This window comes from Actinophytocola sp., assembly GCF_036378875.1.
GTDB lineage: Bacteria > Actinomycetota > Actinomycetes > Mycobacteriales > Pseudonocardiaceae > Actinophytocola.
The window spans coordinates 16,981-28,788 of sequence record NZ_DASUVO010000077.1 but is presented as its reverse complement, the minus strand read 5'-3'; the positions used below and the strand labels follow the sequence as shown (position 1 = coordinate 28,788).

Sequence of the window (11,808 nt, the reverse complement as noted above, 5' to 3'; positions counted from 1 at the left end):
CGCGCGACTCGCGGGGGCTGAACGCGCGACTCGCGGGTCCTGGATGTTGGACTCGCGGGTCCTGGGCGTTGGACTCGCGGGTTCTGACGGTTGAACTCGCCGGTCGCGGGCGTTGGACTCGCGTGTTCAGTTTGTTGGACTCGCGGGTTCTGGGGGTTGGGCGCGCGTGGGGTGTGGATAACTCGGGTTGTGGGGGCCGGTTTTGTCGGTGCTTGGGGCTAGGCTGGAACTCGGGGGGCCGGAGGCCGCTCTGCGCATTCGATTGCGGCTGCTACCAGGGCCGCCAGTGGTTGTGAGCGGGAGTCTTCTGGCCACGCTATGGCCAATGTGGACGTTGGGGCGTCGTCTATTGGGACGCAGGTCAGTTCCGCTCGTAGGGTTCGCTCCGTCGATGCCGGAAGCACCGCGATCGTGCGGCCCAGCGCGATCAGTTGCAGCAGTTGGGCGCTGTCACGGACGACGGGGCTGCCCGTGGGTGGGTAGCCGGGCCACTGCGGGAACACCTCGTCCGCCAGGTCGGCCATGGTCAGTGACGCGCGGTCGGCCAGGCGGTGGGTGCGGGGGAGTACCGCCACGTCCGGCTCGGTCAGCAGTTCCTCGTACGCGAGGCCTTCCGGGTCGTCGTGCGGGAGGCGGAGCAGCGCCGCGTCCGCCTGGCCCTCGCGTAGCAGCGTTTCCTGCTCGCCGATCCCGCAGATCAGCAGGTCCACTTCGGAATCGTAGGCCGCGAGGATCTTCTCCAGCAGGCCGCCGTCGCTGTTCGCCTTCATGGCCAGTACCAGGCGTTCCGCGCCTGCTCGTCGCGTGCGGCGTTCGGCCGCGGTGAGGGCCGTCAACACCTTGCGACCCTCGTGCAGCAGCACCTCGCCCGCCGGCGTCAGCGACACCTGGCGGCTCGAGCGTGCCAACAACGTCACGCCCATGCGCCGCTCCAGTTGCTGGATCGCCCGGGACAATGGGGGTTGTGCGATGCCGAGCCGGTTCGCGGCACGGCCGAAGTTCAGTTCCTCGGCCACCGCGACGAAGTAGCGAAGCTCCCGCGAATCCATACCTACAGAGTATCGCTGCCGACCCAGCTGGTCTTGGACCGCGACCGGACGCCGCAGGTTTGCTGAAGGCATGACACTCCCTGTGCCAACTCGCTACCGCACCTCAGGGGAACGTGACGCGAGCCAGCCACAAGTACGTGACCAAACAGAACCATTCGTCCCCAACGCAACCAGAACACTGAATTCCGGGGAGGCGGAACAGTCATGACCACAGCACTGGTGACCGGGGCCAACAAAGGGATCGGCCTCGCGATCGTGAAACAGCTCCTCGACACGGGGATGACCGTCTACCTCGGCGCACGGGACACCGAACGCGGTGAGAAAGCCGCCGCCGACACCGGTGCCCGGTTCGTCCAGCTCGACGTGACCGACCAGGAGTCGGTGCGCCGCGCCGCGGCCTCGCTCGAGCACCTCGACGTGCTCGTCAACAACGCCGGTGTCGTCGGCGGCGGCCGCGCGCAGGAACCGGGTAGCGTCCACCTCGACGACGTCCGGAAGGCGTTCGAGACCAACGTGTTCGGCGTCATCACCGTCATCGACGCCATGCTGCCGTTGCTCCGCGCGTCCGAGCACGGCCGGATCGTCAACGTGTCCAGCATTACCGGGTCGCTCACGGGCATGTTCGCCGCCGACGACTACCCGACCGCCGTCGGCTACAGCCCGTCGAAGACCGCGCTCAACGCCGTCACCCTCATGTACGCCAAGGCACTGAAGCACACGCCGATCAAGGTCAACGTCGTCTGCCCCGGCTACTGCGCCACCGATCTCAACCACCACCAGGGTGTCCGCACGCCCGCCCAGGGTGCGCGCATCGCGGTGGAGATGGCGACCCTGGGCGACGACGGTCCGACCGGCGGCTTCTACGACGACAACGGCGTCATCGCCTGGTGAGTGCGTAGCCACACCGCGGTGTCCGGCGGCAGACCACCGTCGAGCGGGCCACTCGCCAGCAGAACATCGGTGTTCGGCGGCAACGGCACGGTCGCCATCGAGAGGTTGACCAGGCACGCGAACGTCTCGTCGCGGGCGAAGGCGAGTGCGCCAGGAACAGACAGCCACGTCAGCGTGCCGTCGCCGAGCGCGGGTTCCGTGCGGCGCAACCGAAGCGCGGACCGGTACAGTTCCAGCATCGAGCCAGGCTCGCCGGTCTGCGCCTCCACCGTGGACGCCGCCCAGTCGGCCGGTTGCGGCAACCACGGCTCGACGCCGGTCGAATTGAAACCGTACGGCGACGTGGATCCCGCCCACGGCAACGGAACACGGCAGCCGTCCCGGCCGATGTCCCTGCCGGCGGTGCGTGCGAACACCGGGTCCTGGCGTACGTCGTCAGGCAGGTCCTCCACTTCGGACAGACCAAGCTCCTCGCCCTGGTAGACATACACGCCGCCGGGCAGGGCCATTGCCAGTAGCGCGGCCGCGCGGGCGCGCCGGGTGCCTAGCCGCGGGTCGGTCGGCGCCTGGTGCTGCCGGTCAGCGAACGAGAAGGACGTGTCGGCGCGGCCGTAGCGCGTGACGTGCCGGGTCACGTCGTGGTTCGACAGCACCCACGTGGCCGGCGCGTTCACCGGCGCGTGCGCGGCCAGCGTCGCGTCCACCACCTCCCGCAGCCGCGCCGCGTCCCACGGGCAGGACAGGAAGTCGAAGTTGAACGCCGAATGCAGCTCGTCCGGACGCAGGTACATCGCGAACCGTTGTGGGTCCGGCAGCCACATCTCGCCGACGAACACCCGCTTGTCGGGGTAGGAGTCCGCGATGCGGCGCCACTCCCGGTAGATGTCGTGCACGCCGTCGAGATCCGAGTAGGGCAGCGGGCCGTTCGGGTCGACGACCTCCGGCAGTCCTTCCTGCTTGACCAGGCCGTCGGCCACGTCGATGCGGAAGCCGTCGACGCCCCGGTTGAACCAGAACCGCAGGATGTCCGCGAACTCCGCGTGCACGTCGGGGTTCGTCCAGTTCAGGTCCGGCTGCCGCGAGCTGTACAGGTGCAGGTACCACTGGCCCGGCGTGCCGTCTGGCTCGGTGATCCGCGTCCACGCCGAGCCGCCGAAGCGGGACTGCCAGTTGTTCGGCGGTTGGTCGCCCCGGCCGTCCCGGAACCAGAACCGTGTGCGTTCTGGCGAGTCCCGGCCGGCCGCGACCGCCGCGGTGAACCACGGATGCTCGTCGGAGCAGTGGTTCGGCACGATGTCGATGATGATCCGGATGCCGAGGTCGTGGGCCTCCTGGATCAGCTTCTCGGCCTCGGCGAGCGTGCCGAACGACGGCTCGATGTCCCGGTAGTCCGACACGTCGTAGCCGCCGTCGTCCATGGGGGACGGATACCACGGGTTGAACCAGATCGCGTCGATCCCCAGGTCCGCGAGGTACTGGAGTTTCGAGCGCACGCCGGCGAGGTCACCGGTCCCGTCGCCGTCGCCGTCCGAGAAGCTGCGCACGTAGACCTGGTAGATCGCGGCGCCACGCCACCAGTTGTGTGTCAATCGCCTACCCCTTGAGACTGCCGGCGGTGAGGCCGGCGAGGATTTGCCGTTGGAAGATCAGGAACGCGACGACCATCGGCACGCTGGCGATCACCAGTCCCGCGAGCATGAGGTTGATCGGCGTGTCCGGCTCGAAGCGTTGCAGCGCCACCGAAAGCGTTTGCACATCCGGGTTCTGCAGCACGAGCAGCGGCCAGATGAAGTCCTTCCACGCCGCCACGATCGAGAAGATCGAGACCACCGCGAGGATCGGGCGGGACAGTGGCAGCACGATCCTCGCCATCGTCGTCACTGTGCCAGCGCCGTCGATCCGTGCCGCGTCGAGGAGATCGGTCGGGATCTGGTCGAAGAACCGCTTCAGCAGGTAGATGTTGAACGCGTTCGCGGCGGCCGGTAGCCAGATCGCGGCTGGTGAGTTGACCAGGTTCACCTCAAAGATCGGCACTTCGGTGATCGCGAGATAGGTCGGCACGAGCAACGCGGATGCCGGGAGCATGAGGGTCGCCAGCATCAGCGCCAGGATCCACTTGCCCAGCACCGGCCGCAGCTTGGACAACGCGTACGCGGCCGGCACCTGCACGGCGAGCTGGATGAGCCACGCGCCAGCCGCGATGATCACGGTGTTGGTGAAGTACTTGGCCAGGTCCATGAAGTTCCACGCCTCGGCGTACGCGCCGGTGTCGAACCTCTCCGGCAGGAGGGTGGGCGGGTTCCTGGCCAGCTCCGGCGCGGACTTCATCGCGCCGAGCAGCATCCAGACGAGCGGCACGACGAACGCGAGCGTGAACAGTGCCAGCACGAGCGCGAAGACCAACCAGTACATCGTCTTCCCGCGTCTGGTCCTGAGTGCCCACGGCGACACGAGTGTCCTCATGAGACGCTCCGGGTGAGACGGAGGTACAACGCGGAGAACGCGCCCAGTGCGAGGAAGAGCAGCAGACTCAGCGCGCTCGCCGTGCCGAAGTCGTCGTAGAAGAAGGCATAGCGGTAGAGCAGCAGCGGGACGGTGACCGTCGAGTCCTCCGGCCCGCCGCCGGTCATCACGTACGGCTCGGTGAACACCTGCATGGTCGCCACGATCTGCATCAGCATCATGACCAGCAGTACGAACCTGGTCTGCGGGATCGTGACGTGCCGCAGGCGCTGCCACAGGTTCGCGCCGTCCAGTTCGGCCGCCTCGTACAGCTCGCCGGGGATGGTTTGCAGTGCCGCCAGGTAGATCAGCGTCGCGGAGCCCATCGCGGCCCATGTCGCGACGAGCACCAGCGACAGCATCGACGTGTCGGCCGAGTTCAGCCACGCCAGCGGCGGCAGGCCGACCGTGCGCAGCATGCTGTTGAACAGGCCGGGACCCGGGTCGTAGAACCACTTCCAGAGGATCGCCACGACGACCGGTGGCAGCATGACCGGGAGATAGACCACCAGGCGGAAGTAGGCATTCGCGTGCCGCAGCTCGTTCAGCACGATCGCCACCGCGAACGGGATCGCGAAGCCGATCACCAGTGCCAGCCCGGTGAACAGAAGTGTGTTGCGCCAGGCGATACCGAAGAGCGGGTCGTTGAACAGCGTCTCGAAGTTCCGCCAGCCCACCCATTCCGCGGGCGTCACGAAGTTGACCTGCTGGAAGCTCAGCAGGATGCCGCGGATGATCGGGTACCAGGAGAACAACGCGAAGCAGACGAGTGCCGCACACAGGAAACCGTACGCGGTCAGGTTTTCGGTGACCTTGCGGCGAAGCCGCGCCGGCCCGCGGGTCGACCGACCCTGGACCGACGCCAGCTCCGGCGTCCGCACGGCGGTGACGGTCACTTGACCTGTGCCAGCGCCGAGTTCACTTTGGACTCCGCGTCGGACAGCAGTGTGTCGATGTCCGCGTCCTCGTTGGTCAGCACGCCCTGCATCACGTTGTCGAGCGCGGCGTACACCTGCTGCGCGTTCGGCGGCTCGATCTTCTTGTCCATGTCGGCAAGGCCGTCGACATAGCTCTGGTAGTTCTCCACCGGGACCGTGGCGTACTGCGCGAGAAGCGTGTTCTGCTGGTCGCGGGGTCCGCCGGTCCAGATGTCGGCCGAGCCGGCCGGTGGGGAGACGGGGAGACCGATCGGCTGGTCCTGCTCGGCGTAGCGCTTGATGTCGGACTCCATGCGGTCCGGGTTCAGGTACTTCCACGAGATCCACCGCAGTCCGGCCCTGATCTTCTCCGGCGAGGCCTTCGGGTTGATCATGTAACCCTCGCCGCCGATCAGCGTGCCGTTACCGCCGGGCAGCGGCGCGAGCCCGTAGTCGGCGTAGTTCCCCTTGAACTGGTTGACCAGCACGGGCACGTTGTCCGGCGCGGCGAGGTACATGCCGAGCTGACCGGCGCCCATCATCCGCTGGACGTCCTCGATGACCAGGAGTTGCTTGTCGCCCATGGTGTTGTCGGTCCAGCGCATGTCGTGGAGGGTCTGGACGACCTCTTTTCCGTTGGCGTTGTTGAAGTCCGCGACCCAGCGGTTCCCGTCCCGCTTCGCGACGTCGCCACCCGCCGAGTACATCCATGCGGTGAAGTGCCAGCCGCCCTGGTTGTTCTTGCTGTACTCGGCGAAACCGACGGTGTTGTCGCCGAGCGCGGTGATCTTCCTGGCGGCGTCGCGGACCTCGGCCCAGGTGGTCGGTGGCTGGTTGGGGTCGAGCCCGGCTCTTGTGAAGAGCGTGCGGTTGTACAGCAGGCCCATCGAGTAGTTCGCGGTCGGCAGGCCGTAGACCCGGCCGTCGCGGGTGAAGATCTGCTTGAGGGTGGGTTGCAGCTCGTCGTAGTGCGGGACGTCCTTGACGTAGTCGGTGATGTCGGCGGCCTGGCGCCGTGCGATGAGGGATGCCGGGTCGGTCAGGTACACGTAGAAGACGTCCTCCAGTTGGCCGCCGGCGAGCTTGGTGCTGAACGTCTTCGGGTCCATGAACCCCTCGCGGGGCTGGATGTCGATGTCCGGGTGCGTGCGCTCGAACTCGGCCACGTCCTCGTCGAAGATCCTGCGCTCGAACGGCTGCGTCTTCGGCGGCTGACCGTTCACGGTGATGGTGATCGTGCCGTCCGCGCCGGCGCCGTCCGTGCTCTCGCCACACGCACCGAGGCCAACGCCCAAGCCCAGGGCGAGTAAGAGGCTCAACGATCTACGTCTGAGTGTTCGGGACTCCATCGTTCTCGCACCCCTTCAGCCGGGCACCACTCAAGAAAGGTGTCCAACACCATAGGACGGCAGAACGAATTGACGCAAGAGACGAACAGGCAACCGCAAAATCCCGACTGCCCCTCTGGTCGCGTGTCCAACGCACAGGACCCGCGTGTCCAACGTCGTGGACCGCAGAGTTCAACAAACCGACTTACCGCTTGGTCAGCGGTTTTGTTGAACTCAGGGGTCTGGAGTGTTGGACACGCGCGGTTAGGGGCGGGAGGCCGGGGCTGCTGAGGCGCGGACTACCAGTTCTGGTTCGAAGAGGAGTTCTTCCATGGTGACCTCGGTGCCGGCTATGAGGCTGGTCAGGAGGTCTACCGCGGCTCGGCCCATGGCCTCGATGGGTTGGCGGACCGTGGTCAGCGGGGGGTCCGTGCAGGTCATGAGGGCCGAGTCGTCGTAGCCGATGACCGAGACGTCCTCGGGGGTCTTCTTGCCCAAGCGGCGCACCGCGCGGATGACACCCAGCGCGAGCGGGTCGCTCGCGCAGATCACGCCCGTGACGCCGTTCTGCACCAACCGGGTGCCGACCGCCTGGCCGCCCTCGATGGAGAACAGGGTGTGGCCGACGTTGCGCTCGTCGACGGTGAGGTCGATCCGCTCCGCGCACTGCCGGAACGCGGCCAGCTTGCGGCGCGACGGGATGTGGTCGCGCGGGCCAAGCACCAGGCCGATCCGCTGGTGGCCGAGTGCGACCAGGTGGCCGAACGCCTGCTCGACGGCGACCGCGTCGTCGCAGGACACCACCGGGTACTCCAGGTCGATCGACGCGTTGACCAGCACGACCGGCAGCTTGCGGCGCACCAGCTCGTAGTGGTGCTCGTGGTCGGAATCCTCCTCCGCGTGGCTGCCGCCCGCGAACACGACGCCGGAAACGTGTTGTGCCAGCAGCAACTCCACGTAGTCCGGTTCGGACACTCCGCCGGTGCAGGTGCACAGCACGGGCGTGAAACCCTGCTGGGCTAGCGCACTGCCCACCACGTCGGCGAGTGCCGGGAAGATCGGGTTCTGCAGCTCGGGCAGCACCAGCCCGACGAGCCGGGCCCGCTCACCCCGCAACTGCGTCGGCCGCTCGTAGCCGAGCACGTCCAGTGCCGTCAGCACCGCCTGCCGGGTGGATTCGGAGACCCCCGGCTTCCCGTTGAGCACCCGGCTCACGGTCGCCTCGCTGACACCCACCTTCTTGGCTACTTCCGAGAGCCGTCGTTGCGCCATGCTTGCAATTCTAGAGCAGTTCTTGCAAGGACTTGCAGCGGCTTGCGTGACCCGCCGTGAGCGAATGCCGGCCTGACCGGTGTGTCGACCCTGCCCCGGTCGACGGGGGTGGCACCATGCTGCCGGGAGGTGGTCGGGTTGGCGGACGCAGCGCTGCCGGCCACCGTCGTGACCGCCCATCTCGCGACGTGCGCCGAGACACTCGCCGGCGCCGAACTCCCCATCGCCGACATGGCCGAGGCCGTCGACGACATCGTCGCCGGTCAGGAGCACATCGCCACCGCGTTGCGGACGCTCGCCGGACGGCTCGCACGCGGGCCGGTGACCGAGGAACGGGCGGCACTCGTCGAGGTCCTCCGCGCCGCCGCGGCCGCGTCCTCCCATGCCGCCGAGGCGCTCGCAGCAGGTGGACAGCTGTTCGAATCCGTTGCTAACGAAACGACCTTTTAGCTGGTCAGAGCCACATTTGCGGCGTAGAATAGAACATGTCCGCGAATGGGAGGTTCGTCTATGCGAAGCGTCTGGAACGGCACGATCAGGTTGGGTCTCGCGAGCATCCCGGTGAAGGCCTACGGCGCCACCGAGGAGCAGGGCACCGGCCTGCACCACGTGCACGTGACCGACGGCGGAAGGGTGCGGCACCGCAGGGTGTGTGAGGTCGACGGCGCCGAGGTGGAGCTCGCCGAGCTCGCGCGGGGGTACGTGCTGCCGGGTGGTGAGACGGTGGTGCTGACGGAGGAGGACTTCGCCCAGCTGCCGCTGCCGACGTCCCGTGCTATCGAGGTCCAGGCGTTCGCGCAGGTGGAGGAGATCGACCCGATCTACTTCGCGCGGAGCTACCACCTGGAGCCCGAGCCGGCCGCGGTGAAGTCGTACGTGTTGCTGACCGAGGCGTTGAAGCGGTCCGGCCGGGTCGCCGTCGTGAAGGTCGCGCTTCGGCAGAAGGAGAGCCTGGCCGTGCTGCGTGTGCGGGACCAGGTGATCGTGCTGGAGACCATGCTGTGGCCGGAGGAGATCCGCACGCCGGACTTCCCGTTCCTGCACCAGGAGGTCGCCATCAGCGAGCGGGAGCTGCACGAGGCGACCGATCTGTTGGAGACCCTGTCGGAGAAGTTCGCGCCGTCGAAGTACACGAACAGCTACCGCACGGCCCTGAACGCGCTGGTGCGGTCCAAGATCGACGGTAACGAGCTGGTGCAGCCGGCCGCGTCGGCGCAGGTGGAGGGCGCCGCCGACCTGTTGAGCGCGCTGCGCAACTCGGTCGCGGACAAGCGCCTGCCACGCCAGCGTGTGGAGGACGCCCGCGCGGCGGAAGCGGCGGCCGCCGAAGCGAAGACCAAGGCGAAGGCGGCGGCCAGGAAGGCGAGGCGCAGCCGCGTGACCACCAAACACTGAGTTGACGAGTGAGGGGCCTGTCCGGACAACCTCCGGGCAGGCCCCTCACGCATGTCATGGCGTCGCGCATCCGGGACTGCCGGCGAGCACATGCGTCTCGAACGGCTGCCCAGGGTCTGCTGGCAGACGTCCGCGACGACGCTCGGCAGGGCTTGGGCAGCCGTTGGGTGCCGCGCCCCCGGCGACGTGACGGGGGCGCGGCGGATGCCTACAGCTCCGGGTCGGTCAGCAGGCCTTTGCGCAGGTTCTCGAGGGTGCGGGACAGCAGACGGGACACGTGCATCTGCGAGATGCCGATGCGGTCGGCGATCTGCGTCTGCGTCATGTGCCGGAAGAACCGCAGCGTCAGGATCTGGCGTTCCCGCTCCGGCAGTGCCTCGATCAGCGGCCGCAGGGACTCGTAGTTCTCCACGCCCTCGAGGCTCTCGTCGGTCTGGCCCAGCGTGTCGCCCAGCGGATCGGAGTCCGCGTCGGGAGACAGTGCCTCGTCCAGCGACATCGAGTGGTACGCGTTGCCCGCTTCCAGGCCCTCGTACACCTGCTCCGGCGAGAGGTCCAGGTGTTTGCCCAGCTCACTCGGTGTCGGCGCGCGGCCGAGCCGTTGGGACAGCTCCGCGCTCGCCGCGTTGATGGCGAGGTTGAGCTCCTTGAGCCGTCTGGGCACGTGCATCGACCAGCTGGCGTCGCGGAAGTGTCGCCTGACCTCGCCCATGACGGTGGGCACGGCGAACGACAGGAAGTCGGTGCCGCGGTCGGGCTGGAAGCGGTCTACCGCGTTGATCAACCCCAGGGTCGCCACCTGCACAAGGTCCTCCCGAGGCACGCCGCGGTTGGCGAACCGGGCCGCGATGTGCTCCGCGAGGGGCAGGTGACCGGTGACAAGCTCGTTTCTCAGTTCCGCGCGCCGGGGGTCGTCCTCCGGTAAAGCGGCCATCTCGGCGAACATCGGGGTCAGATGCTCGTAGCCGGTGGCCGAACTCTCGTGGTCTCTGGCGCGGGAACTCTGCGTCCCGGTCACCCGGGAAGCCCTTCCATCCGGCGTTTGGCCAGCTCGATGTGTACGAGATGTGGCGAGCTGGCGTCCGCGTCGTCGCCGAGCGGGCCGTCGACCCACGTCGCCGTGTGGTCGGTGAGTGTGGTCAGGACTCGCCAGCCGAACGAGTCGCTGCTCGGCTTGGAGTCGCTTGTGGACGGTACGGTGACGACGAACCTGATCTCGTCCGCGCTGACCCGGAAGGCGCACCGCAACGTGGAGTTGGGCGCGCTTTGCGTGATCAACGTCGAGCACGCCTCGTCGACCGCTAGTCGCAGGTCGGCGATCGAGTCGAGGTCGAAGTCCGCGCGCATCGCGATGCTCGCGGCCAACGATCGGATGATCGGAAGGTTCGTGAGCACGGCGGCGATACGCAGCTCGATCTCTTCTGGACTGCCGTCCTCGGTTCCTTCGAACATGTCGCCGGAGTACCCACAATCTTTGAGGCATAACGCAGGCGTGCTGGTCACGTCGTGACCGCCTCCACACCGTATCGGGTCCATCAAGCCTCCTCAACACGCCCTGGGTAACGTGGGGTGGGCAAGCCGTCGGAAACGAAGGAGCCAAACACACATGTTGGCGGTAACGGAAGCGGCTGCCGAGGCGATCAGTGCGCTGACCGCTCAGGGTGGCATCCAGCAGGAAGGCGGACTTCGGTTCGCCATGCAGGCGGAGTCCGACTCCCAGGCCGCGCTCGCGCTTACCGTGGCGCCGGCACCTGCTGAAGGAGACCAGGTCGTCACGGCGAACGAGGGCGCGCACGTGTTCCTCGAGGAACAGGCGGCCGACTACCTGTCGGACAAGGTCCTCGACGTCCAACCGGACGGCGACGGGCAGCTGGCGTTCGCGGTCCTCGAAAAGGGCTGACACTCCACAGTGGAGCGGGCGGTCACCGGCCGAGGGCGCTCTGCAGTTCCTTCTTGGTCATGGAAGAACGACCCTTGATGTTCTTCTTCTTGGCTTCGTTGTAGAGCTGTTCCTTGGTCGGCCCGCCCGATCCGCTGTGGGACCGCTGCCCGCCGCGTTTCTGCGGCGACATGTCGTTGGTCGAGCTCCGGCTCTTCGTCTTCGACTCACCGGACTGCGCACGGTTCTTGTTCACGGTACGGGCCGCGATCTCCTTGGCCCGCTTCTCACCGGTGCCCCGCTTCTTCGCGCCTTCCTTGATGTGCTCGTACTGGCGCTCCCGTTTACCACTCCATGACTGAGGCATAGCGAACCCCTTTCATCGGCTGTGACCTGGGAGTACCCACTTCGGCCGCCACCGAACCGTTGGGCACTTACGGTGGGTGACTGTTGGCGAAGCTGCCAGTACCGGTCACGGTGGACGTGGAGAGTGGGTTCAAAGGAGGCGCTCGGTGCGTGCCGGCCTGCCGATGACGCGCGATATCCCCAGCTACCAACAGGTTCAGCAGCTCTGG

The 11,808-nt window shown here is 67.2% G+C and carries 13 protein-coding genes; 4 read left to right on the top strand and 9 right to left on the bottom strand.

Features of this window, described 5'->3' with window-relative positions:
- Positions 1-218: 218 nt before the first annotated feature.
- Positions 219-1,049 (bottom strand): LysR family transcriptional regulator, encoded by an 831-nt coding sequence (locus tag VF106_RS22705; protein WP_330841805.1) that lies wholly within the window; start codon positions 1,047-1,049, stop codon positions 219-221.
- A 204-nt stretch (positions 1,050-1,253) separates the two neighbouring features.
- Here VF106_RS22705 and VF106_RS22700 point away from each other — a divergent pair, with 204 nt between their 5' ends.
- The gene (locus VF106_RS22700; RefSeq protein WP_330841804.1) at positions 1,254-1,940 is read left to right on the top strand and encodes an SDR family oxidoreductase; all 687 of its coding nucleotides are present in this window, start codon (positions 1,254-1,256) and stop codon (positions 1,938-1,940) included.
- On the opposite strand, the gene VF106_RS22695 is transcribed toward VF106_RS22700, so the two are convergent.
- The 5 genes from VF106_RS22695 to VF106_RS22675 all read right to left on the bottom strand — a co-directional run bounded on the left by VF106_RS22695 (position 1,910) and on the right by VF106_RS22675 (position 7,959).
- The gene (locus VF106_RS22695; RefSeq protein ID WP_330841803.1) at positions 1,910-3,529 is read right to left on the bottom strand and encodes a glycoside hydrolase family 13 protein; all 1,620 of its coding nucleotides are present in this window, start codon (positions 3,527-3,529) and stop codon (positions 1,910-1,912) included. The genes VF106_RS22700 and VF106_RS22695 overlap by 31 nt on opposite strands.
- Positions 3,530-3,533: 4 nt before the next feature.
- Positions 3,534-4,403 (bottom strand): carbohydrate ABC transporter permease, encoded by an 870-nt coding sequence (locus VF106_RS22690; RefSeq protein WP_330841802.1) that lies wholly within the window; start codon positions 4,401-4,403, stop codon positions 3,534-3,536.
- Positions 4,400-5,308: a carbohydrate ABC transporter permease gene (locus tag VF106_RS22685; protein WP_414639045.1), complete on the bottom strand. Its 909-nt coding sequence runs from the start codon at positions 5,306-5,308 to the stop codon at positions 4,400-4,402. Before VF106_RS22685 ends, VF106_RS22690 begins: the two co-directional genes overlap by 4 nt.
- 26 nt (positions 5,309-5,334) lie before the next feature.
- Complete coding sequence (locus VF106_RS22680) at positions 5,335-6,678, bottom strand: ABC transporter substrate-binding protein (protein ID WP_414639044.1); 1,344 nt, start codon at positions 6,676-6,678, stop codon at positions 5,335-5,337.
- Between the two features lie 273 nt (positions 6,679-6,951).
- Positions 6,952-7,959, bottom strand: coding sequence for a LacI family DNA-binding transcriptional regulator (locus VF106_RS22675; RefSeq protein WP_330841800.1), 1,008 nt, complete (start codon positions 7,957-7,959; stop codon positions 6,952-6,954).
- Positions 7,960-8,097: 138 nt separating this feature from the next.
- On the opposite strand from VF106_RS22675, the gene VF106_RS22670 reads away from it, so the two are divergent.
- Together VF106_RS22670 and ku are read left to right on the top strand one after the other, a co-directional pair.
- Positions 8,098-8,409 (top strand): hypothetical protein, encoded by a 312-nt coding sequence (locus tag VF106_RS22670; protein WP_330841799.1) that lies wholly within the window; start codon positions 8,098-8,100, stop codon positions 8,407-8,409.
- Between the two features lie 60 nt (positions 8,410-8,469).
- Positions 8,470-9,354, top strand: a complete 885-nt coding sequence (gene ku, locus VF106_RS22665; RefSeq protein ID WP_330841798.1) for a non-homologous end joining protein Ku — start codon at positions 8,470-8,472, stop codon at positions 9,352-9,354.
- A 208-nt stretch (positions 9,355-9,562) separates the two neighbouring features.
- Here the strand turns inward: ku and VF106_RS22660 are convergent, their stop codons facing one another.
- Both VF106_RS22660 and VF106_RS22655 read right to left on the bottom strand, forming a co-directional pair.
- The gene (locus tag VF106_RS22660; RefSeq protein ID WP_330841808.1) at positions 9,563-10,300 is read right to left on the bottom strand and encodes an RNA polymerase sigma factor SigF; all 738 of its coding nucleotides are present in this window, start codon (positions 10,298-10,300) and stop codon (positions 9,563-9,565) included.
- A gap of 68 nt (positions 10,301-10,368) precedes the next feature.
- A complete protein-coding gene (locus tag VF106_RS22655) occupies positions 10,369-10,806 on the bottom strand; it encodes an ATP-binding protein (protein ID WP_330841797.1) in 438 nt (145 codons plus the stop codon).
- Between the two features lie 154 nt (positions 10,807-10,960).
- Here VF106_RS22655 and VF106_RS22650 point away from each other — a divergent pair, with 154 nt between their 5' ends.
- Positions 10,961-11,254: an iron-sulfur cluster biosynthesis protein gene (locus tag VF106_RS22650; RefSeq protein WP_330841796.1), complete on the top strand. Its 294-nt coding sequence runs from the start codon at positions 10,961-10,963 to the stop codon at positions 11,252-11,254.
- Between the two features lie 22 nt (positions 11,255-11,276).
- Here VF106_RS22650 and VF106_RS22645 read toward each other — a convergent pair whose 3' ends face one another.
- Positions 11,277-11,600, bottom strand: coding sequence for a plasmid stabilization protein (locus VF106_RS22645; RefSeq protein WP_330841795.1), 324 nt, complete (start codon positions 11,598-11,600; stop codon positions 11,277-11,279).
- Positions 11,601-11,808: the final 208 nt, after the last annotated feature.